Origin of the sequence: Streptomyces albofaciens JCM 4342 (assembly GCF_008634025.1) — a bacterium.
GTDB lineage: Bacteria > Actinomycetota > Actinomycetes > Streptomycetales > Streptomycetaceae > Streptomyces > Streptomyces albofaciens.
In genome coordinates, this window is the sequence record NZ_PDCM01000002.1 from 2,423,569 (window position 1) to 2,445,412 (window position 21,844).

General features: G+C 74.1%; 15 protein-coding genes. 3 read left to right on the top strand and 12 right to left on the bottom strand.

What is annotated here, in order from left to right; genetic code table 11:
• Positions 1–37: 37 nt before the first annotated feature.
• The 5 genes from CP973_RS30500 to CP973_RS30520 all read right to left on the bottom strand — a co-directional run bounded on the left by CP973_RS30500 (position 38) and on the right by CP973_RS30520 (position 9,191).
• Positions 38–2,011 (bottom strand): ATP-dependent DNA helicase, encoded by a 1,974-nt coding sequence (locus CP973_RS30500; RefSeq protein WP_030603685.1) that lies wholly within the window; start codon positions 2,009–2,011, stop codon positions 38–40.
• A gap of 41 nt (positions 2,012–2,052) precedes the next feature.
• On the bottom strand, positions 2,053–4,026 hold the full coding sequence (locus CP973_RS30505) for an IucA/IucC family protein (protein WP_425282076.1): 1,974 nt from the start codon (positions 4,024–4,026) through the stop codon (positions 2,053–2,055).
• A gap of 358 nt (positions 4,027–4,384) precedes the next feature.
• Complete coding sequence (locus CP973_RS30510; protein WP_208853335.1) at positions 4,385–5,134, bottom strand: GNAT family N-acetyltransferase; 750 nt, start codon at positions 5,132–5,134, stop codon at positions 4,385–4,387.
• Between the two features lie 162 nt (positions 5,135–5,296).
• On the bottom strand, positions 5,297–7,522 hold the full coding sequence (locus CP973_RS30515) for an IucA/IucC family protein (RefSeq protein WP_150247090.1): 2,226 nt from the start codon (positions 7,520–7,522) through the stop codon (positions 5,297–5,299).
• A 229-nt stretch (positions 7,523–7,751) separates the two neighbouring features.
• On the bottom strand, positions 7,752–9,191 hold the full coding sequence (locus tag CP973_RS30520) for a diaminobutyrate--2-oxoglutarate transaminase family protein (protein WP_150247091.1): 1,440 nt from the start codon (positions 9,189–9,191) through the stop codon (positions 7,752–7,754).
• 592 nt (positions 9,192–9,783) lie between these two features.
• Here CP973_RS30520 and CP973_RS30525 point away from each other — a divergent pair.
• Entirely contained in the window at positions 9,784–10,971 is a 1,188-nt protein-coding gene (locus CP973_RS30525; RefSeq protein ID WP_150247092.1) for a trypsin-like serine peptidase, read from the top strand.
• Positions 10,972–11,128: 157 nt separating this feature from the next.
• On the opposite strand, the gene hflX is transcribed toward CP973_RS30525, so the two are convergent.
• The 6 genes from hflX to miaA form a co-directional block, all read right to left on the bottom strand.
• Positions 11,129–12,616 (bottom strand): GTPase HflX, encoded by a 1,488-nt coding sequence (hflX, locus tag CP973_RS30530; protein WP_150247093.1) that lies wholly within the window; start codon positions 12,614–12,616, stop codon positions 11,129–11,131.
• Positions 12,617–12,756: 140 nt separating this feature from the next.
• Positions 12,757–14,511, bottom strand: coding sequence for a M1 family metallopeptidase (locus CP973_RS30535; RefSeq protein WP_244410116.1), 1,755 nt, complete (start codon positions 14,509–14,511; stop codon positions 12,757–12,759).
• 459 nt (positions 14,512–14,970) lie between these two features.
• Positions 14,971–17,283 (bottom strand): RelA/SpoT family protein, encoded by a 2,313-nt coding sequence (locus CP973_RS30540; RefSeq protein ID WP_150247094.1) that lies wholly within the window; start codon positions 17,281–17,283, stop codon positions 14,971–14,973.
• A 141-nt stretch (positions 17,284–17,424) separates the two neighbouring features.
• Complete coding sequence (dapF, locus tag CP973_RS30545) at positions 17,425–18,366, bottom strand: diaminopimelate epimerase (protein ID WP_244410118.1); 942 nt, start codon at positions 18,364–18,366, stop codon at positions 17,425–17,427.
• 85 nt (positions 18,367–18,451) lie between these two features.
• The gene (locus CP973_RS30550) at positions 18,452–19,009 is read right to left on the bottom strand and encodes a hypothetical protein (RefSeq protein ID WP_150250516.1); all 558 of its coding nucleotides are present in this window, start codon (positions 19,007–19,009) and stop codon (positions 18,452–18,454) included.
• A gap of 108 nt (positions 19,010–19,117) precedes the next feature.
• Complete coding sequence (gene miaA / locus CP973_RS30555) at positions 19,118–20,056, bottom strand: tRNA (adenosine(37)-N6)-dimethylallyltransferase MiaA (protein ID WP_150247095.1); 939 nt, start codon at positions 20,054–20,056, stop codon at positions 19,118–19,120.
• A gap of 184 nt (positions 20,057–20,240) precedes the next feature.
• Here miaA and CP973_RS30560 point away from each other — a divergent pair, with 184 nt between their 5' ends.
• Entirely contained in the window at positions 20,241–20,510 is a 270-nt protein-coding gene (locus CP973_RS30560; RefSeq protein ID WP_150247096.1) for a gliding motility protein, read from the top strand.
• Positions 20,511–20,536: 26 nt separating this feature from the next.
• Positions 20,537–20,794, top strand: coding sequence for an antitoxin (locus CP973_RS30565; RefSeq protein WP_150247097.1), 258 nt, complete (start codon positions 20,537–20,539; stop codon positions 20,792–20,794).
• A 305-nt stretch (positions 20,795–21,099) separates the two neighbouring features.
• Here CP973_RS30565 and CP973_RS30570 read toward each other — a convergent pair whose 3' ends face one another.
• Positions 21,100–21,810, bottom strand: a complete 711-nt coding sequence (locus tag CP973_RS30570) for a class III extradiol dioxygenase subunit B-like domain-containing protein (protein ID WP_150247098.1) — start codon at positions 21,808–21,810, stop codon at positions 21,100–21,102.
• Positions 21,811–21,844: the final 34 nt, after the last annotated feature.

The window sequence follows — 21,844 nt, forward strand, 5'->3', positions numbered from 1 at the left end:
ACTGCGCCGGTCCCGGGGTTTGGACTGTCCGGGGCCGTTACGCCCCCTCTGCCGCCTTGGCGGCCGCGTCGATGGCGGCCAGCGAGCGGCGGACCTGGTTGCGGTCGGTGGTGTACCAAAACTCGGGCATGGACTTGCGCAGGAACGAGCCGTAGCGGGCCCGCTCCACGCGGGGGTCCAGGACGGCGACGACACCGCGGTCGCCCGTGGCCCGTACGAGACGGCCCGCTCCCTGGGCCATGAGCAGGGCGGCGTGGGTCGCCGCGACCGCCATGAAGCCGTTGCCGCCGGCCTCCTCCACGGCCTTCTGGCGGGCGCTCATCAGGGGGTCGTCGGGACGCGGGAACGGGACCCGGTCCATGACCACCAGCTGGCAGTTCGGGCCCGGCACATCGACGCCCTGCCACAGGGACAGCGTCCCGAACAGGCATGTACGGGCGTCCGCCGCGAAGGTGCGGATCAGCTCGCCGAGGGTCTCCTCGCCCTGGAGGAGGATCGGCATGTCCAGGCGCCCCCGCAGGTTCTCGGCGGCGGCCTGGGCCGCGCGCATGGAGGAGAACAGGCCCAGCGTGCGGCCGCCCGCGGCCTCGATCAGCTCGGCCAGCTCGTCGAGCATGTCCGTACGGCTGCCCTCGCGGCCGGGCTGGGCGAGGTGCTTGGCGACATACAGGATGCCCTGCTTGCCGTAGTCGAACGGGGAGCCGACGTCCAGGCCCTTCCACTGGGGGACGTCCTCGCCTTCGGTGCCCTCCGGGGCGAGGCCCAGGGAGGCGCCGACGCCGTTGAAGTCGCCGCCCAGCTTGAGGGTGGCGGACGTGAGGACGACGGAGCGGTCCGCGAAGAGCTTCTCGCGCAGCAGGCCGGAGACGGACAGCGGCGCGACGCGCAGGGAGGCGCCGAAGCGGTCGTGGCGCTCGTACCAGACGACGTCGTACTCGGAACCGTTGGCGATGCGCTCGGCGACCGCGTGGACGTTCTCCACGGAGGCGAGGGCCTGCTTGCGGACGGCGTCCTCGTCCTGGACGGACTTGTCCCGGGTCGTGCCGAGGGCGGAGATCACCGTACGCGCGGCGTCACGCAGCGCCATCAGGCAGTAGCCGAGGTCCTCGGGGATCTCTTCGAGGCGGCCCGGCAGCGCCAGCTCCATCAGCCGCTCGAAGGTCTCCGAGGCGGTCTGGAGCTGGTCGGCGGCCTTCTCGTTGACCAGCTTGGCCGCACGCTTGACAGCCCGGTTGACCTGGCCGGGGGTGAGCTCCCCGGTGGCCACGCCGGTGACGCGGGAGACCAGCTCGTGGGCCTCGTCCACGATCAGCACGTCGTGCTGCGGCAGGACCGGGGCGCCCTCGATGGCGTCGATCGCCAGCAGGGCGTGATTGGTGACGATCACATCGGCGAGCTTGGCGCGCTCGCGGGCCGCCTCGGCGAAGCACTCCGCGCCGTACGCGCACTTGGAGGCGCCCAGGCACTCCCGCGAGGAGACCGAAACCTGCCCCCAGGCGCGGTCCGAGACGCCGGGGGTCAGATCGTCGCGGTCGCCGGTCTCGGTCTCGTCCGCCCAGTCGCGCAGGCGCAGCAGGTCCTTGCCCAGCTTGCTGGTCGGCGTCGCGTGCTCGAAGGGGTCGAAGAGGCCCTCCTCCTCTTCCTGCGGCACCCCCTCGTGCAGGCGGTGGAGGCACACGTAATTGGAGCGGCCCTTGAGCATGGCGAACTGCGGACGGCGGCGCAGCTGCGGATGCAGGGCCTCGACCGTACGCGGCAGGTCGCGCTCGACCAGCTGGCGCTGGAGCGCGAGGGTGGCCGTGGCCACCACCACACGGTCGCCGTGGGCCAGCGCCGGCACCAGATAGCCGAGCGACTTTCCGGTGCCGGTGCCGGCCTGGACGAGCAGATGGGAATGGTCTTCCACTGCTTCGGCGACGGCTTCGGCCATGGCGATCTGGCCGGGGCGCTCGGTGCCGCCGACAGCGGTGACGGCGGCGTGCAGCAGGTCGGGGAGGGAGGGCTTCGTCATAGCGCTGCCACCCTACGCGGGCCCACTGACAATCTGCTCGGTCACGGGTGGTGGAGGGGATTGGGCACGGTCCCGTGCACGGCGGCGTGCGGGCGCTGCGCGCGGTCGCGGTATCCGTCGAGGTGGAGACGGTTGCGGTTCAGGCACAGCCGGGCGATGCGGGGGGTGAGCAGGTCGAAGGTCTCATGGCGTTTCTTCAGGTGCGGGAAGCGCCCCTGGTGGCGCCCGATCTCCGCCCGTACGAGGGACCAGAACTCGGCCTCCGGGACCGCGAGTTGCTGCTCGCACAGGGGCGCCAGATAGCGGAAGACGCCGACGAAGAGCCCGGAATGGATGAACTGGGTGAGGAAGTCGGGCGGTTCGGTGAGCAGCACCGCGCGCACGTCCGCGGGCATGGTGGCGTGTTCCGGCAGCGGTTCGGCGCTGGTGTTGACGTCGTCCACGAAGTCCTTGACCGCGAGGCGGGTGGGGATGTCGTGCTGGTCGAAGACGACGATGGCGTTCTCGCCGTGCGGGGAGAAGACCGTGCCGTACTGGTAGAGGAAGTGCAGCAGCGGCGGCAGCAGAGCGGCGAAGAGGTGGCGCAGCCAGACGCGGGGGGCCAGGCCGGAGCGGCGCACCAGCTCCGCCGTCAAGGCGCGCCCGTGCGGGTCGGTCTGCAGGAGAGCGGCCAGGGTGCGGGCCCGCTCCCCCGGGTCCAGGTGGCGGCTGACCGGCTCGCGCCAGATGCAGCCCAGCAGCTCCTTGTACTGGTACGGGACGCCGGGCAGCCGGTCGTACAGGGGGTGTTCGACGGTGACGGACGCGGTCTCGCCGAGCAGGATCACCCGGGTCTCGTCACGCAGGTACGGGTCGGCGTCGCGCAGCCCCTGGACCCAGGCGGTGACGGCGGGGGCGGCGATGGTGCGCTCGGTCGGCAGGCCGCGCCAGACCAGGGTGTTGAGGACGGAGAGCGGCAGCTTGACCGTGCGGGCCCGGGGGCGGCTGAGGTTGAGGAAGGTGCGGATGGACTGCTGCGGCAGGCGCAGGTCGTTGTCAGTGGTGAGTGGGACGATGGATTTGTCGGCGAGTTGGGGGGCGAAGAGGGGCGCGATGGTCTCGTCCCACTGCCAGGGGTGGACGGGGAGGTAGAGGTAGTCGGCGGGGTCGAGGCCCTGCCCGGAGAGGGTGCCGGCGAAGGCGGCGCGGATTTCGGGGGTGAGTTCATCGGCGTAGAGACGATCGGGCGTGGCCAGGGCGGGGACGCCCCGGTAGACGGCCAGCCGGCGGTGTGCGGCGATCCAGGGCAGCCGCTGCGGGGTACGGGCCTCGGGTGACCAGAGGGCGGCGTCGGCCGCCGAGAATCCCAGTCGGCCCTTGTTGGCGACGAGCCAGGGGTGGCCGGTCTGGTGCCCTTCCAGGGCTGCGTAGTCGAGGTCGGCGAGCTGCGCGGCGCTCAGGGCCGTGGCGTCGAGGCGGGTGTCGGCGGCGAGGGTGGCGGTCAGCTCGCGGATGAGGTGGCCGGTGGTGTCGCCGGACAGGCCCAGGACGGTGTCGTGGGCGTGGAAGAGGAAGTGGAGGGGGTCGCCCGTGGGGGTGATGGAGTCGGGATCGACGCGCCAGTGTCCGTACGCGCCGCGCCGGGCCCGGAAGCGGTAGACGACGTCGTCGGTCAGGCGCAGGCGGTAGGCGCGGGAGCCGTCGGTGGTGCGGGCGTGCGGTGGGTGCGACGGGTGCGGTGCGCCCGGGTCTCCGGGGACGGCGGTGCCGGTGCGGGCCTCGGAGCGGGGGCCGGGGACGGCCGGGGTGTGGAGGCCGGGGACGGCCGGCATGTGCGGAACAGCTTCCGGCTCGGGTCCGGGATCGGATTCGGATTCCGGCTCGGGACCGGGTTCGGAGTCGGGATCGGGATCGGAGTCGTGATCGGGTTCGGGGGTGATGATCTCTTCGTACGCGAACTCCGCCAGCGTTTTGGCGAGCAGCCGCCGAGCGGCCCGCTGCCAGGCCCGGCCGCTGCCGTTCGCGTCGTCGGGGATGCCGTCGGGGGTGCTTCCGGTGGTGCCGTCGGGGGGCGCGCCGGTGCCGGGGAAGGCGTGGCCGGGGACGGTGATGCCGTTGGCGCGCGGCCCGGCGTCGGCGGGGCCGGACGCGGGGCTATGGAGAGGTTCGGAGGAAGGACGCAAGGCGGGACTCCTGGGGACGAGACCTGAGCTTCACGGACAGTGCCTTGGGAAAGGACAGCGCCTTGGGAAAGGCGACCAGGTGCGCGGACACGTGCGGTGCGGGAGGAGCGTGCGAAGCGGCCGGTGCGACGGCGCGGACCGGTGGGAGTGACGGGCAGGCCGGAGCCGCCGGCGGGTGGGCGACGGCGGCGGGCGCAGGCGGGGGACGTGGTCACAGGAGGTTTCGGTGGGCGCGGTCGCGGATCATGAGGGCGGCGCGTTTGGCCGGCAGGTCGAGCTCGGCGGCGTAGCGGAACCCGGCGCCGAGGAAGGCGGCGACGGACGGGATGTTGCGCAGGTCGGGTTCGGCGACGACCCGGCCGCACTGCGGGCGGTGGTCCAGGACGAGGTCGGCGGTGGCGCGCAGCAGCGCGGTGCCGATGCCGCGGCCCCGGTCGGCGACGCCTCCGATCAGCAGGTGCAGCCCCGTGTCGTGCGGCCGGGCCGGGTAGTAGCGGGCGACCGGGTCCAGGTCGGCGCGGTAGATCTCCCAGTAGCTCATGGGCACGCCGCCCAGTACGCCGAGGCAGGGCACGCTGCGCCCGTCGCCGTCGAGCTGGGCGCGCAGGTGGGCGGCGGTGATCTCCTCGGGCCCGGCCAGTTCCCAGAAGGCCGCGACGGCCGGGTCGTTCATCCAGGCGGAGATCAGCGGCAGGTCGCGCTCGATGCGTACGGGTACGAGCTGGAACGGCCCCGCGGTGGTGGCGGTCGGGCCCCAGTCGTTGATGTGGTCGAGCAGCAGGCCGCCGCGCGGGCTGTCGGCCGGATCGGCGGACAGCGGCGCGTCGCTGAAGAGGGCGGTGATGTCGGAGGGCAGATGCAGGTCGAGGGTGTCGTCGAGCGCGTCGTCCGGGGGGCCTTCGAGGGGGTGGTCGAAGGCCTTCTCGGAGCCTGGGTCGATGCCGGATTCGGTGGGGGGCACGGCGGCGCTCTCTCCTTTCCGGGCCTCCTCACGAGGTCACGGGGCGGGTGGGCGGGAATCGGAGGTGCAGGGGGCGCGGACGGCAGGGTCAGGGGTGGAGGGGACAGAGGTTGAGGACACAGAGGTTGAGGGGGCAGGGGTGGAGAGGACAGGGACGGTGGGTCAGGGGTGGAGGGGGTTGGGGATGGTGACGTAGACGGACTGGGTGTCGACGGGGCCGACGAGTTCGTCGAGGCCGCGCAGCCGGGTCAGCAGGTTGGCCTTGCAGCGCAGGGTGCGGGCTTCCAGGAGCCTGCCGGGCAGGGGTGAGCGGTGTGCCGCGGGCCCGGCGGCGGCGTCGGTGAGGAAGCGCCGGAAGGCGGCGAGGAGCACGTTCTCGGCGGCCAGGCCCTGGGAGCCGAAGGCTCCGATGAGGCCGAAGACGTTGTTGATGCCGAGGTAGTAGGCGAAGCGCTCGTCGGTGACCTCGTCGGAGACGAAGGTGTCGCTGGCGCTGCCGATGCCGGGCAGCCGCCGCTCCAGGTCCGTACGGCGCGATGCGCGGAAGTAGTAGCCCTGGTTGTCGCGGTAGCGGCCGCCGGCGGGCCAGCCGTCGCGGTCCAGGAGGACGAGGGTGTTCTGCTGGTGGGCTTCCAGGGCGACGCCGGCGGTGCCGTCGAGCCAGAGGACGGGGCGTACCACCGCTTCGAGGTAGCGCAGGAACCACTCGGTGGCGACGGCGCCCGTGGGCCGGCCGGTGCGGGCGGTGAGGCCGCTGATGACGTCGGCGAGCCGGGAACGCAGGCCGGTGCGGCCGGGCCAGGGGCGCGGCGAGGTGAGCGCCGCGATGCACACGGCGTCGTCGGAGTCGGCGAACGGGTTGTGCCGGACGACCACGTCCAGCCCGTGCACCGGCTCGCCGTCGGCTCCGGTGACGCCGAGCCACGCGGGGTCGCGGACGATGTCGAAGCCCGGCGCGCCGGGGAAGGCGGCCCGCCACCGGGCGGCGAGTCCGGTGCGGAGCAGCCGGTGCACTTCGACGCCGCGGCGCAGTTCCTTGCGGAGGTTGTCGCGGCGGGAGTTGGTGATGCGCACGCCCAGGGAGAGCTTGAGCATGGCGTCGCGGCCGGGCTGGAAGACGGTACGGACGGAGGAGGTCGGGTGCCAGACGGGGCCGCCGGGGCCCAGGTCGCGGAGGTGGCCCGACGCGTACAGCGCGGCGATGTCCGGGCGGTGGCCGAGCTGGCGGGCCTGCCAGGGGTGCATCGGCAGCGGCACGGTGCCGGCGGGGACCGGGGGCGCGCCTTCGGCGAGCCGGGCGGCCAGCCGTTCGGCGGGTACGGTCCGGCCGCGCTCGGTCCAGGCCGAGTCGGCGGCGAACACGTCGCGGTGGACGGCCATCCAGTGCAGGCGGAACGCGCCGCGCAGTTCCGGCGAGTAGGCGCGCGTCTCGGCCTCGGTCAGGCCCTCCCGGCTCTTGGGGGTGGGGTGCATGGGGTGGCCGAAGAGCAGGGCCTGTTCGGCGGCGAGGAAGCGGGAGCCGCCGGGGCCGTCGGCCGGGGCGGCACGCCGGTCCGCGAGGAAGGCGGCGGTGTGCCGTACGGAGTCGGCGACGCGGCCGACGAGGTCGGCGCTCTCGCTGTCCGTACCAGCGGGTCCGCCGCCGGTGTCGCCGCCCGCGCCACCGTGTACGGCCTCGCGGCGCAGCAGGGCGGCGAGGGTCACCGCGTCCAGGGGCGCGGCGTCGGCGGGGGCGCCTTCCCATACGGGGGCACCGAGGCGGTGCCAGCCGGTGTCCGACCAGTACAGGACGGGGACGCGCAGGGCCGTCGCACCGGCGGCGAGCGGGATGCGCAGCCGGTCGCCGGCCGGGCGGGGCGTGCCGCTCTCGCGAATCCAGCAGCGCAGCAGGTTCTCCGCGCCGGCGGCGTCGGCGGCGACGGCCGGGTCCGCGTGCTCCAGGCGGTCGTGCACGGGAATGTGCTCGTGCACGGGGATGTGCTCGTGCACGGGGGGTCGCAGGGCTGTCTCCTGGTGGGCGGTTTCCTGCGGGCCGGATTCCTGCGGATCGGATTCCTGCTCAGCGCCAGGCCCGGCGTCGGCCCCGACGGCGGCCCCGACGGCGGCCCCGGCCGCGGCGTCGGGTTCGCCGGGCTCGTCGTCGGAGTAGACGGTGACGACCCGGGTCGCTCCGAGCCCGTGGCAGTCCTCGTGACCGTGCCGCTCGTAGTGTCCGAGCCGTACCGCGCAGCCGGTGTGGCCGCTGTGCTCGCCGTTCTCCGCGGTGTCGTGGGCCCCGGCGCGCCGGTTCTGGCGCGGCACGGCCGGCTCCCGCAGCCGGGCCAGGGGCTCACGGGGCAGACGTCGCTCGTCGGCCGGGGTCCCGTCGGGGCCGGGGCGTTCGTTCATCGGGGTGTGCCTCGCAGGGTCGGCGCGGTCGACGCGGTCTGGACGGTGGTGGGGCGGTAGGGACTCGTGGGGTGGCGGAGAGCTGTGGGGCGGGGCGGCGGGTGGTGACGCGTACGCCCGGCACAGGGACACCCGGCACTCCAGCACTCGGCACAGGGGCACCCGGCACTCCAGCACTCGGCACAGGAACACCCGGCACTCGTACGCCCGAAGCGAAGCCGCGCCCCCGTCATGAGGGCACCTCAGAGGACGGCGCCTGTGCACCCACCGTCGCGGGCACCGCACCCGCACTCCCTGCACTTCCCGCGCTCTTCGCGCCCGACGCCCCCGCGCGCACCGCCGCCGTCAGCGCGTCGGCGAGGCGGTCGAGGACCGCGTCCGCCTGTTCGTCGGTGACAGTGAGCGGGGGCAGCAGCCGGAGCACCGCGTCGTGGCGGCCGCCCAGCTCGATGATCAGGCCCCTGGTCAGGCACTCCTGCTGGACGGCCGCGGCCAGCGCGGGGGCGGCCGGGCGGGCGCCCGCCGGGTCGGGGGCGGCGTCCGGGTCGACCAGTTCCAGGCCGAGCATCAGGCCGCGGCCCCGTACGTCGCCGACGCAGTCGTGCTCGGCGGCGAGCCCGCCCAGCCGGGACAGCATGCGGGCGCCCAGGTCGGCGGCGCGCCGCGCCAGGTCGTTCTCCCGGACGTACGCGAGGGTGGCGGCGCCCGCCGCCATCGCGAGCTGGTTGCCGCGGAAGGTGCCGGCGTGCGCGCCGGGGCACCAGGCGTCCAGCTCCTCGCGGTAGACGATGACCGCGAGCGGCAGGCTGCCCCCGATGGCCTTGGACAGCACGAGCACGTCGGGCACCACGCCGCTGTGCTCGACGGCCCAGAAGGCACCGGTGCGGCCCACGCCGGTCTGTACCTCGTCCACGATGAGGGGGATGTCCCGGGCGGCCGTGATCTCGCGCATCCGGCGCAGCCAGCCGTCCGGCGCGGGGATCACCCCGCCCTCGCCCTGGACCGGTTCGAGGATCATTCCGGCCGGTCTGGCGATTCCGCTCTTGTCGTCGTCGAGTGCGTTCTGCGTCCAGCGCGCGGCCAGTTCGGCGCCGCGCTCGCCGCCCGTACCGAAGGGGCAGCGGTAGTCGTACGGATACGGGAAGCGGCTCACGGAGACGTCCCGCGCGCCCCCGGACGCCGCGAGCGCCCCTGCCGTCATGCCGTGGTAGGCGCCGGTGAATGCGGCGATCCCGTCCCGGCCGGTGGCGGTGCGGACGAGTTTGAAGGCGGCCTCGACGGCGTCCGTGCCGGCCGGGCCGCAGAACTGGATGCGGCCGTGCCGGGCCAGTTCGGCGGGCAGGGTGGCGAACAGTTCGGTGACGAAGGCGTCCTTGACCGGGGTCGCCAGGTCGAGGACGTGCAGCGGGGCGCCGGAGTCGAGGACGGCGCGGACGGCCTCCAGGACGACGGGGTGGTTGTGCCCGAGGGCCAGGGTGCCCGCCCCGGAGAGGCAGTCCAGATAGCGGCGGCCGTCGGCGCCTTCGATCGTCAGTCCGCGGGCGCGCACCGGGACGATGGGCAGCGAACGCGCGTACGTACGGGCGGCGGACTCGCGGAGCGACTGCCGCCGCAGGATGCCCTCGTGGGCGGGAGGGGGTGACGTCGGCAGAGGCTGGGTCAAGGCCACGGCGGTTCGGTCCTCCTGCTGCTGAGTCTTCTGTTGAACTGCGGGTGGGCCCGCCGCGCGCCGAGGGCCCCACTGGGCCGTCACTTCGCACACCGGGCCTGGTCCGTCGGCGGCGGGCGCCGGGCCGGGTCTTCCTGGCGGACCGCTGCCGCCTGCCTCCGGCCACGGCTCAGCCGTCCCCCGTACGTGTCAACGACGCGCCGGGCGGGAGAACACGGCCTGCCGGAAGATCCTTGCCGCGGACGCCCCCGGGACGACCCCGGGACGACCTCGGGACGCCCCCGGAACGGCGTCCGGACCCGGCGCGGGAAACCCCGTACGGCCGTACGGGACGCATCGCGCGCCCTCCCCCCGCCCCCTCTTTCCCAGAGATCCATCCGATCCGGAACCGGGGACCCGCCCGCCGCCGTCCCCAACGGCACCGGCATAGTGGGGACCTGCCCCGGCTTTCCGGTGCATGACAAAACAGCAGATCCAGGCACGTCCGGAGCGCGCCGGAGCAAGACCGGCACAACCGGCCGAGGTGCGGCAGGACCGCCCGGGCCGGACAAGTTCACACGGCAAGCCTGAACAGACCAGGGGGAGTTCACCCATGCGATCCATACGTCGGCCGGTCCTGGCCGCGGCCGCTCTCACCGCGGTGGTGGCGCTGACCGCCACCGGCTGCGGCCCGGAGGGCAACCAGGCGGACGGCAAGCCCAGCCAGTCCGCCGATCAGGGCAGCGCGGGCGGGGGTGGCTTCACGATCCCCAAGGACATCCAGGACAAGCTCAAGGAACACGGCGTCGACCTGGACAAGTGGAAGAACGGCGAGTGGAAGAACTGGGACAAGGACAAGTGGCTCCGCGAGGCCAGTGACTTCATCAACCCGATCATCAAGGGCCTGTGGGACCCGGACCGGGCGAGCAAGGCCAAGCCGCCGAAGGAGCCGACGCCCAAGGACATCTCCGGTGACCAGGGGCGGACCGACCCGGAGCCGCGGCCGGTGCAGGCCAAGGCGGTCAAGCCGCCGTTCGGCCAGAGCGCGCCCGGCCTCGGCAAGATCTTCTTCGACACGCCCGAGGGCCACGCGGTCTGCTCCGGCGCGGTCGTCAAGGACCCCGCACACCCGGGCAAGTCGAACCTGGTGTGGACCGCGGGCCACTGCGTGCACGCCGGCAAGAGCGGCGGCTGGTACCGCAACATGATCTTCGCCCCGTCGTTCAACGACAGCGGCAAGCCCGCGGCCCAGCTGGAGCGCGCCACGCGTGAGGAGATGTTCCCCAAGGGCGTGTGGTGGGCCGACGGCGCGTCGACCTCCAACCAGTGGATCAGCCAGGGCGGTCCGCAGGGCAACAGCGTGCCGATGGCGCCGTACGACTTCGCGATCATGCACGTGACGCCGGAGAAGGGCGCCGGCAGCAAGTCCCTCGAAGAGGTCGCCGGCGGCGCGTACTCGGTGGACTTCAACGCCTCGGCGATCCCGGACATCGCGAGCATCACCGCGCAGGGCTACCCGGCCGAGGCGCCGTTCGACGGCGCGACACTTCAGCAGTGCACCGACAAGCCGGGCCGGCTGTCGCTGGCCGCGCAGAAGCCGACGATGTACCGCATCGGCTGCCTGATGACCGCCGGTTCCTCCGGTGGCCCCTGGTTCGCCAAGGGCGCGGACGGCAAGCCGACCCTGGTGTCCAACACCTCGATCGGCCCGCGTCCGGCCGGCTGGCTGGCGGGTCCGCACCTCGGCCCCGAGGCCAAGAGCATGTACGGCGCGATGAGCAAGAAGTTCGCGTCGCAGTAGTCACGGCGGACGAGGGCCCGCTCCCGGTTCCCGGGGGCGGGCCCTCGTCACAGGCCGTGGGCGCGGCCGTTTCCGTCATATGAGAAGGCCCGCCTTCAGGGGCGGGCCTTCGTACTGCTTACGGCGTCGTCCTTGCGGCGCTCCGCCTACCGCCGCGTCACGCAGCCGGTACGTACGGCTGGAACTCGGCGGCCAGTTCCTCGTGGACGCGCGCCTTGAGGACGGTGCCCTCCGCCACGTGCTCCTCGGAGATCACCTCGCCCTCGGCGTGTGCCCGCGAGACCAGCGCGCCCTGGGTGTACGGCACCAGTGCCTCGATCTCGACCTGCGGGCGCGGCAGCTCCTCGTCGATCAGGGCGAGCAGTTCGTCGATGCCCTGGCCCGTACGGGCCGAGACCGCGATCGCGTGCTTCTCCCGGCGCAGCAGCCGCTGGAGGACCAGCGGGTCGGCGGCGTCCGCCTTGTTGACGACCACGATCTCCGGGACGTCGGTGGCGCCCACGTCGCGGATCACCTCGCGCACGGCGGCGAGCTGCTCCTCGGGCACCGGGTGCGAGCCGTCGACCACGTGGAGGATGAGGTCGGAGTCGCCGACCTCCTCCATCGTGGAGCGGAACGCCTCGACGAGGTGGTGCGGCAGGTGACGGACGAAGCCGACGGTGTCGGCGAGGGTGTAGAGCCGCCCGCCGGGCGTCTCCGCCCGGCGCACGGTCGGGTCCAGGGTGGCGAACAGCGCGTTCTCCACCAGGACGCCGGCCCCGGTCAGACGGTTGAGCAGGGAGGACTTGCCCGCGTTGGTGTAGCCCGCGATGGCGACCGAGGGGACCTTGTGGCGGCGGCGTTCCTGCCGCTTGATGTCCCGGCCGGTCTTCATCTCCGCGATCTCCCGGCGCATCTTCGCCATCTTCTCGCGGATCCGCCGCCGGTCCGTCTCGATCTTGGTCTCACCGGGACCACGGGTGGCCATGCCGCCGCCCGCCGAGCCGGAGCCACCGCCACCCATCTGCCGGGACAGCGACTGGCCCCAGCCGCGCAGCCTGGGGAGCATGTACTGCATCTGCGCCAGCGAGACCTGCGCCTTGCCCTCCCGGGACTTGGCGTGCTGGGCGAAGATGTCCAGAATCAGGGCCGTGCGGTCGACGACCTTGACCTTGACGACGTCTTCGAGGTGGATCAGCTGGCCGGGGCTCAGCTCACCGTCGCAGACCACCGTGTCCGCGCCGGACTCCAGGACGATGTCGCGCAGCTCCAGGGCCTTGCCGGAGCCGATGTAGGTGGCCGGGTCGGGCTTGTCGCGGCGCTGGATGACGCCGTCGAGCACCAGCGCGCCGGCCGTCTCGGCCAGCGCCGCCAGCTCGGCGAGGCTGTTCTCCGCGTCCTGCACCGTGCCGGAGGTCCAGACACCGACCAGCACCACGCGCTCCAGGCGGAGCTGGCGGTACTCGACCTCGGTGACGTCTTCGAGCTCGGTGGACAGTCCGGCCACGCGGCGCAGCGCGGCGCGCTCCGTACGGTCGTACTGCTCGCCGTCACGCTCTCCGTCGATCTCGTAACTCCAGGCGACGTCCTCTTCCATCAGGGCGTCGGCCCGCAGGCTCTCGGAGAGGCGCTGTCGGTCCTGTGGAAGGGAAGAAGAGGAGGTCATTTGATCCTTTGCATCGTTGGAACGTTCCCGGACCGCGTCGGCCCCGGAACCTGCGTTCGTGACAACGTCCGGAGGGCCCGGGAAGATTCCCGGCCGCCCCGTCGTCGGCCAGACGATGGTCGCACGGCCGGTGGGAGCCGTCACGCGGGTTTTCCGTGCGCGGCCGCGGGCGGCGTCTTCGCGGGCCCGGCGGCCCGGGTCCCGCCGGGCTTCGCGGGCTTGGCGGCGGGCCTGCCCGCGGGCTTCGCGCCGGGCTTCGCTTCGGGTTTCCGCGCGGGTGGGTGCGGGGTTTTGTAGGTGCTCTTCCAGTCCGGGTGGCCCGGCATCGGCGGGGTCTTCGTGTCGTACAGCCAGCTGTGGAAGAAGCCGGTGAGGTCCTGGCCCGAGACGCGGGAGGCCAGCGCGACGAAGTCGGCGGTGCCCGCGACGCCGTCCCGGTGCCGGGTCACCCAGGCGCGTTCCAGCCGGTCGAACGCGGCGTGCCCGATCTTGGCGCGCAGCGCGTACAGGACGAGCGCGCTGCCGTCGTACATCACGGGCCGGAAGATGCCGGTCTTGTTGCCGGGGGCCGGCGGCTTCGGCGCGCCGGGCGGGCCGCCCTCGCGCCGCATCCGGTCCGAGACGCTGTAGGCGCGGCGCGTGCGCTCGTCCATGGACCTCCTGGCGTGCTCGTGCGCGTACAGCTCCTCGTACCAGGTGGCGTGCGCCTCGTTGAGCCAGGCGTCCGACCAGGTGCGCGGGGAGACGCTGTCGCCGAACCACTGGTGCGCCAGTTCGTGCACCATGATCGCTTCGATGTACCAGCGGGGGTACTGGCCGCCCGTGAACAGCCGCTCCTCGAAGAGGGAGAGGGTCTGGGTCTCCAGCTCGAAGCCGGTCTCGGCCTGCGCGAGCAGCACGCCGTACGCCTCGAAGGGGTAGCGGCCGACCTTCTTCTCCATCCAGGAGAGCTGGCCGGGCGTCTTGGCCAGCCACGGCTCCAGGCGCTTGCGGTCCGCGGCCGGTACGACGTCGCGCAGCGGCAGGCCGTGCGGCCCGGTGCGGCGGACGACCGCGGAGCGTCCGATGGAGACCTGGGCGACCTCGGTGGCCATGGGGTGGGCGGAGCGGTAGACCCAGGTGGTGGCGGGGACCGCCCGCGCCTGCCGGGCGTCGCGCCCGGTCCGCTTCCCGCCCGCGTCCGGCTCGGTCCGTACGGTGGCCGGGTGGCGCCCCGCCGGCAGCCCGCCGGCGACGACCGTCAGGCCCTTGGGCGCGGTGACGCGGAAGGTGTAGAGGGCCTTGTCCGACGGGTGGTCGTTGCACGGGAAGATCCGGTGCGCGGCGTCGACCTGGTTGGCCATGACCAGCCCGTCCCTCGTCCGCAGCCAGCCGTCCTCGCGGCCCTCGGCGCCCTTGCGGGGGCGCGGGTCGCTGGTGTGATGGACGACGATGCGCAGCGGGGTGCCGGGGCGGACGGTCCGGTGCGGCGTGACGATCAGGTCCTCGCCGCGCATGACGTGGGCCGCGCGCCGCCCGTCGACCTCGACGGAGCGGACGGTGCCGTGCGCGAAGTCGAGGTTGATGCGCTTCAGGCGGGCGGTGGCGCGTGCGGTGATCTTCGTGACGGCGTCCAGCGGCCGGTCGTTGCGGCCGGGGTAGGTCAGGGCGATGTCGTACGCGCGCACGTCGTAGCCGGGGTTGCCGAGGTGCGGGTAGAGCCGGTCGCCGACGCCGAGCGGCGCGGCGTCGGGCAGTCCCGCGGCGACCAGGGTGGCGGCGGCGAGCAGGCCGAGCGCGGCCCGGCGGCGGGCGGCCCCCGGGCGGGGGCGGGACGGGGTGCCTCCGGGGCCCCGGCCGGGGGTGGAGACGGGTCCGCCGGGGCCGGGGGCGGGGTGGTACGGGGAAAGCGGCATGACCCACCGCTACCAGCGCGGTGCCCCGGCCCGTGGCCGACGCGACAGTACGGCACCCGAACGAGGGCGGGCCGTACGTCCGTCGAGGCCGGAGGAGAACGGGTGTGCCGACCGCGCGCGGGACCGCGCGGGGCGGGCGCCTCGGAAACGCGCCGCCGTCGTCACCCGTACGCCGGGGCGAGCGCCCCTCAGGCGCGCCGCCGTCTCACCCGCATGCCGGGGCGGACGCCCCACAAGTACGCGCCGCCACCAACCACACGCCGGAGCGGACATCTCTCAGGCGCGCCGCCACCTTCAACCACACGCCGGAGCCGACGCCTCTCAAGTACGCGCCGCCACCATCACCCACCCACCACGGCGGACGCCCCTCAGGCACACCGCCACCATCAACCACATGACCGAGCGGACTCCTCTCAAGTACGCACCGCCACCGTCAACCACCCACCCCGCAGCGCCCCCTCAAGAACGCGCCGCCATCGTCGACCGCGCGCGGCCCGCCCGCAGCACGTCGAAGACGCCCGGAACCTGCCGCATCGCCCGCATCAGGGACGGCAGCTTGGCCGCGTCCGGCAGGTGGAGGGTGTACGTGTGGCGCACCCGCTGTTCGCGGGGCGGCTCCACGGCCGCGGCCACCACGGCGGCGCCCTCGGCGGCGATGACCTCCGTGAGGTCGGCGAGCAGGTGCGGCCGGGTGAAGGCTTCGGCGAGGAGGGTGACCCGGCAGCCTTGCGCGCGGTTGCCCGCGCCGCGCCAGCGGGCGCCGACCGGCTTCCGCCCGGAGGCGGCCATCCGGGCCACCACGGGGCACAGCACGCGGTGCACGGTCACGATGCCACCCCGTACGGCGAAGCCGGTGACGTGGTCGGGCGGTACGGGGGTGCAGCAGCCCGCGAGCCGTACGGTCGCGTCGGGGAGGTCGGTGGACAGCCCGGCGGTGTCCGTTCCCCCGGGGCGGCCGGACGGCACGGCGGCCCCGGCGCCGCGCGCCCCACCGGCGCCACTCGGCGCGCCCGCCCCCACCGCGCTCTCGCCCGCCCCCGTTTCCGCCCCCGGGTGGGCGGCCAGCCAGCGCGAGATGGCGAGCCGGGCGGCCGGTGTACGGGTGTGGTCGAGCCAGTCCGGTGAGGGGCCGGCGGTGGAGTCCGAGGCCATGAGCAGGTGCAGGCTGTCGCCGTCGCACAGGACCGTGGAGAGGGTCGCGAGGCGGCCGTTGACGCGCGCGCCGATGCAGCTGTGCGCCCCTTCGCCGTACAGCGCGTACGCGGCGTCCACGCAGCTCGCGCCGGCGGGCAGGCCGACGGTGGCGGTGCCGTCCGTGCCCGTACGGGCGGCCCCCTGACCTGCCGGGCCGTCGTCGCCGAAGCCCCCTTCCGTACAGAAGACCGTGATCTCCCGGTCCTGGGCGAGGTCGGCGCGCAGCGAGGTCCAGAACGTGTCCGGGTCGGGGGTGGCGCGCTGCCACTCCAGGAGGCGGCACAGCCAGCCGGGCTGGGTCGGGTCCACCCGTTCCCCGTCCTCGGCGTCGCGGTCGCCCTCCGTGCCGCTCCCGGCCGGGCGCTCGGCCGCGGGGTCGGAGCCGTCCGCGGGGGCGTACGGGTTGCCCAGCGCGACCACCCCGGCCTCGGCGACGCGGTGCATGCGGTGCGTACGGATGAGCGTTTCCGCAATGGCGCCGTCCTCGTCCGTGACGGCGGTGTGCAGCGACTGGTACAGGTTGAACTTCGGCGCGGCGATGAAATCCTTGAACTCCGAGACCACCGGCGTGAAGCAGGTGTGCAGCTCGCCCAGGACCGCGTAGCAGTCGGCGTCCTCGGCGACGAGCACCAGCAGGCGGCCGAGGTCGGTGCCGGTGACCGTGCCGCGCGCGAGGCGCACGCGGTGCACGGATACCAAGTGCCGGGGCCGGACCAGGACTTCGGCGTCGATGTCGGCCTCGTCCAGGACGGCGCGCACCCGCTCGGCGATCGCGGCGAGGGGGTCCGGGCGGGTCGCGTGGGCGTGGACGAGGGCGCGGGTGGTGGCGTACTCCTCCGGGTGCAGGATCGCGAAGACCAGGTCCTCCAGCTCGCTCTTGAGGGCCTGCACGCCCAGCCGTTCGGCCAGCGGGATGAGCACGTCGCGGGTGACCTTGGCGATCCGGACCTGCTTCTCGGGGCGCATCACGCCGAGGGTGCGCATGTTGTGCAGCCGGTCGGCCAGCTTGATGGACATCACGCGGACGTCGTTGCCGGTGGCGACCAGCATCTTGCGGAAGGTCTCGGGCTCGGCGGCGGCGCCGTAGTCGACCTTCTCCAGCTTGGTCACGCCGTCGACCAGGTAGCAGACCTCCTTGCCGAACTCCGCGCCCACCTGATCGAGCGTCACATCGGTGTCCTCGACGGTGTCGTGGAGCAGGGAGGCGGTCAAGGTCGTGGTCTCGGCGCCCAGTTCGGCCAGGATCAGGGTCACCGCGAGCGGGTGGGTGATGTACGGCTCGCCGCTCTTGCGCAGTTGGCCGCGGTGCGAGGACTCGGCGAGCGCGTAGGCCCTGCTCAGGGTGTCCAGGTCGGCGTCCGGGTGGTGGGCGCGGTGCACCTTGGCGACGTGCTCCAGGGCGTCCGGCAGGCCGTCGCGGGGGGCCGGTCCCAGGAGCGCGGCCCGGCCGATCCGGCGCAGGCCGCGCAGCTCCAGACGGGGGCGGCCGCGCTTGCGGTGCGAGGCTTCGCCCAGATCGGGCGGGCCGGCCTGGACCGGCGCGACGGGATTACCAGGGTTCGTGGCCTCTGCGCTCATGGGCACCTCCGGCGGCGTCGACCGGCGGTCGGGCGCCCGCAGTCGGTCGCCCCGGGCCGGTGCTTGATGCTACCGAGCCCATCACGCAGCGCTGTCCCGCTCTCGCCCAGCGTGAACCGGATCACCCATTCGAGCGAAGTCTCAGTCGAGGGCCGTGACCAGCCACGCAGGGTCCAGCGTGCCGTGCGCGACGATCACCGCGGGGCCGGTCATCTCGACCGTGCCGTCCGGCAGCTCGGTGATCGACAGGCTGCCGCCGGGCAGGTCCACCCGGTAGGTGACGGGGCTGCCGGTGGCCGCGGGGTCGACGCCGTCCCGGCGGGCGGCGGCGACCGCGACGGCGCAGGCGCCGGTGCCGCAGGAGCGGGTCTCGCCGGCGCCGCGCTCGTGGACCCGCATCGCGACATGGCGGGGGCCGCGGTCGGCGACGAATTCGATGTTCACGCCGTGCGGGTATACGGAGGCTGGGCTGAACGGCGGGACGCCGTACAGGTCCCCGGCGTGGTCGAGGTCCTCGACGAAGGCGACGGCGTGGGGATTGCCCATGTTCACGTTGCGGGCGGGCCAGCTGCGGTCGCCGACCGTGACCGTCACGCCGTCGGGGAGCAGGGCGGCGCGGCCCATGGAGACCGTGACGTCGCCGTTGGCGGCCAGCCGCACCCGCTTGACGCCGGCCCGGGTGGCGATGGCGAACTCGCCCGCGCCGACCAGGCCGGCGTGCTGGAGGTAGCGGGCGAAGACGCGGACGCCGTTGCCGCACATCTCGGCCACGGAGCCGTCGCCGTTGCGGTAGTCCATGAACCACTCGGCCTCGGCGGCCTGGGCGCGGGCCGCCGGGTCGGCGGCGGAGCGCACCACGCGCAGCAGGCCGTCGCCGCCGACGCCGGCCCGGCGGTCGCAGATCCGCGCCACCGCTTCGGCGGACAGCTCCAGCACGCCGTCCGGGTCGGGGACGATCACGAAGTCGTTCTCCGTGCCGTGGCCCTTGAGGAAGGCGATGCCGCGGCCGGGACCGCCCGCGGCGGCCGACGCGGTGTCCACTGCGGTCCCCGTGGCCTGGGCGGTTCCCTGTGCGTTGGTCATGTCTGCATCGTACGGCCCGGCAGTGACAGCCTGCTTCCCAGCCCCGGCCGGGCACCGGCACCGGTGCCGGCACCGGCACCGGCAGTCAGTGCAGCCGGGCGACCCGCCATACGGCCAGCAGGGCGAGGACGGCCACGACCGCGGCGTACGCGAGGACGACCCGCCAGTCCGGGCGGCGGCCGGAGCCGCGGGCGGGCAGGCCGGGCCAGGTGTGGCCGACCCGGCGGGCGGCCATCATGCCCCAGCCGGCGGCGCAGCCGAACAGCAGCAGGCCGAGCATGGAGATCACCGCGCCGCCGTCGCCGCCGAACTCGAAGGCCAGCGGGAAGGCGAACATCAGCGAGCCGAGGGCGGCGAGGCCCACGATGGGCGCCAGCTGCCAGATGCGCAGCCGGCGCGGCGGACGCAGCTCACGGAAGGACTCGCCGCCCTCCACGGCCTGCTCGGGGGCGTCCGTGCCGTCCAGGGACGCCGGGCGTACCGGTTCGCCCAGCGGGTCGGGCCCGCCGGCGGACCGCTCCGCGGCGGCCCCGTCGGGACCGAAGGGCCCGGGTCCGCCGTGGGTGGGCGACTCCGTCGCGTCCCGCTGTCCGTCGCCCCGACCGTCCGGTTGCTGCGGTCTGTTGCGAGGGCCGGCCTCCATCGCCACGCGCCCTCCCCACTGCTGACTGCACGCCTCGATCGAAGGTCGATGATGACACGCTCCCGGGGGCCCGGATGACGGGCGGAGCGTCCCGATGCCATGACGTGATCAGGCTGTGACCGGGGGCGCGACCAACGCCAGCGCCCGTTCCGGGAGTTCCGCCCGGTCCGCGGCGGCACCGCTGAGCCAGTGGACCCGGGGGTCCCGGCGGAACCAGGAGTCCTGGCGGCGCGCGAAGCGCTTGGTGGCCCGGACCGTTTCGTCCCGTGCCTCCTGTTCCGTGCACTCCCCCGCGAGCTGGGCGAGCACCTGCTGGTAGCCGAGGGCCCGGGAGGCGGTACGGCCCTCGCGCAGCCCCTCGCCCTCCAGCCGCCGCACCTCGTCCACCAGGCCCTCCTCCCACATCCGGTCCACCCGGCGGGCGATGCGCTCGTCCAGCTCGGGGCGGGCCACGTCGACGCCGATCTGGACGGTGTCGTAGACCGCCTCGTGTCCCGGGAGGTTGGCGGTGAAGGGGCGTCCGGTGATCTCGATGACCTCCAGGGCGCGCACGATGCGGCGCCCGTTGCTCGCCAGGATGGCGCGGGCGGCCTCGGGGTCGGCGGCGGCGAGCCGGGCGTGCAGGGCGCCGCTGCCCTGCTCGGCCAGCTCGGCCTCCAGGCGGGCCCGCACCTCGGGGTCGGTCCCGGGGAAGTCGAGGGCGTCGATGGCACCGCGTACGTACAGGCCGGAGCCGCCCACGAGGACGGGCGTGCGGCCCTCGGCGAGCAGCCGGTCGATCTCGGCGCGAGCCAGCCGCTGGTACTCGGCGACGTTCGCCGCGCGGGTGACGTCCCAGATGTCCAGGAGGTGGTGCGGGACGCCCTGGCGCTCGGGCACCGTCAGCTTGGCGGTGCCGATGTCCATTCCGCGGTAGAGCTGCATGGAGTCGGCGTTGACGACCTCGCCGCCGAGGTGGCGGGCGAGGGCTACGCCCAGATCGGACTTTCCGGCCGCGGTGGGACCGACGACGGCGATGACCCGGGGTGCGGGAACTGCGGTGTTCACCGGCCCAGTCTCGCAAACCCGCGGGCCTGATCTCGAACGAGCGACGTGACGGCTCGCCTCCGTGTTCGTTGCCTGATGCGAGGTTCCGGCCGCCGGTTCACGGACCGGAGCCCGCGGGCGGCGCAATGGGACGCTCCGGGCGCCCCGGGATTTCGCCCGCACGAGTAACGTATGGAGTGGAGAAATGGGCGTGTTTTCACGGTTTCGTCGCCGTAAGGACGAAGCGTCGACGGAGGAGGCCGCCGCCACGACGGTGACGGCGGAGGGCGACGAGTCGGCGGGCCGCTCCACCGAGGCCGCCGCGCAGGCGGAGCAGGAGGGGGCGGGTACGGACGCGACCCCGTCCGCGGAAGAGGCCGGTGAGGCCGCTGCCGCCGAGGGTGTCGAGATCCCCAAGCAGCAGTCGGCCGAGGAGGCCGCCGACAGCGAGGCCGGGGAAGGCGCCCGCAAGTAGGACGCGGTGGGCGGGGAAGGTGGCCCATGGGCCTGCTGGACAACCTCAAGAGCACGTCCGGTCCGCTCAGGGACCGGGCCGGTGATCTCGCGCAGCAGCACGGGGACCGGATCGAGCAGGGCCTCGACAGGGCCGCACGGGCGGTCGACGAGAAGACCGGGGGCAGGCACAGCCGTCAGGCCGGGACCGGCGCCGGCAAGGCGAAGGACGCCCTGGGCCGGACGGCCGGGGAACCCCGCCGGCCCGACGGCGGCGGCCCCGGCTCGCGGGGCCCGGCTTCCTGAGGCTGCCACCGGATCCTGGGCCGGACGGCCCGCACGGCGCACGACGGCCGCGGAGCGACGCGCTCCGCGGCCGTCGGCGTGTACCCGGGCGCCCGTGCGCGGATCACGCTCCACGGCGCTTCCGTACGCCCTACGACAGCGCAGCTCCTACCGCCGGGGCGCCCGTGTGCGGACGACGCCCCACAGCGCTTTCGTACCCCTACGACAGCGCCGCTCCTACGGTTGAGCCGCTACCGAACCGCTCCGGCACCGAACCGCTCCCACAACCGAACCGCTACCGCCGCCCCCCGGCAACCGAGCCGCCCTCACGACCAGGCCGCCACGAAATACCCCACCCCGTAGGGAGCCTCCTCGCGCAGCAGCTCGCCGCGCAGCCCGGCGCCCTCCGCGGCGCCCGCCAGGACCTGCCAGCAAACCCGCCCCGACGCCTTCAGCTCGCTCGCCAGCTCCGCGTCCAGACCGGCCAGGGCCTCGGTGTCCGCGGCCCCCAGAGCGCGCGCCACGGCCGCGTCGAAGGCCTCGGCCCGCTCGTCGTAGTAACCCGGCGCCTTCACCGTCCGGCAAGCGCTGCCGTCGCCCATGACCAGCAGGGCGACCCGCTCCGCCGACGCCGCGATCTCCCGGCCGACCTGCGCGCAGCGGTCGCCGGCCAGCGGCTCCCCGACGCCCAGCCCCTCGACCGGCGCGTCCGCCCAGTCCGTACGGGCCAGCAGCCAGGCGCCGACCGACAGCGACGGCGGCAGCGGCCGCTCCGGGGGTGTCTCGGCGGCACCCAGGCTCACGTCCAGGTCCACGCCGAAGCCGCGGAAGGAGCCCACCGCGCCCTGTCCGTGCGGTCCGCGGCCCGCCTGTTCGGCGGGGCCGACGACGACCAGCCGGTCCGGCCGGGCCGCGGCGAGCACGCCGACCGCGTCGAGCGCGGCGGCCCGCAGGCCGTCCAGCTCGGGTGCGGCTCCGGAGGCGACTTCCGGGACGAGGACCGGCGGACACGGGCAGACGGCGGCGGCGACAAGCATGGCTGGAACCCTAGCAAGGCGGCCGTACGGGACC

What these genes read in the sequence shown, in the direction of transcription:
- CP973_RS30525 (WP_150247092.1), top strand. Translation starts at nt 9,784, where the DNA reads ATGCGATCCATACGTCGGCCGGTCCTGGCCGCGGCCGCTCTCACCGCG.
- dapF (WP_244410118.1), bottom strand. Translation starts at nt 18,366, where the DNA reads ATGACCAACGCACAGGGAACCGCCCAGGCCACGGGGACCGCAGTGGAC.
- hflX (WP_150247093.1), bottom strand. Translation starts at nt 12,616, where the DNA reads ATGACCTCCTCTTCTTCCCTTCCACAGGACCGACAGCGCCTCTCCGAG.
- CP973_RS30500 (WP_030603685.1), bottom strand. Translation starts at nt 2,011, where the DNA reads ATGACGAAGCCCTCCCTCCCCGACCTGCTGCACGCCGCCGTCACCGCT.
- CP973_RS30550 (WP_150250516.1), bottom strand. Translation starts at nt 19,009, where the DNA reads ATGGAGGCCGGCCCTCGCAACAGACCGCAGCAACCGGACGGTCGGGGC.
- CP973_RS30560 (WP_150247096.1), top strand. Translation starts at nt 20,241, where the DNA reads ATGGGCGTGTTTTCACGGTTTCGTCGCCGTAAGGACGAAGCGTCGACG.
- CP973_RS30540 (WP_150247094.1), bottom strand. Translation starts at nt 17,283, where the DNA reads ATGAGCGCAGAGGCCACGAACCCTGGTAATCCCGTCGCGCCGGTCCAG.
- CP973_RS30565 (WP_150247097.1), top strand. Translation starts at nt 20,537, where the DNA reads ATGGGCCTGCTGGACAACCTCAAGAGCACGTCCGGTCCGCTCAGGGAC.
- CP973_RS30570 (WP_150247098.1), bottom strand. Translation starts at nt 21,810, where the DNA reads ATGCTTGTCGCCGCCGCCGTCTGCCCGTGTCCGCCGGTCCTCGTCCCG.
- CP973_RS30535 (WP_244410116.1), bottom strand. Translation starts at nt 14,511, where the DNA reads ATGCCGCTTTCCCCGTACCACCCCGCCCCCGGCCCCGGCGGACCCGTC.
- CP973_RS30515 (WP_150247090.1), bottom strand. Translation starts at nt 7,522, where the DNA reads ATGAACGAACGCCCCGGCCCCGACGGGACCCCGGCCGACGAGCGACGT.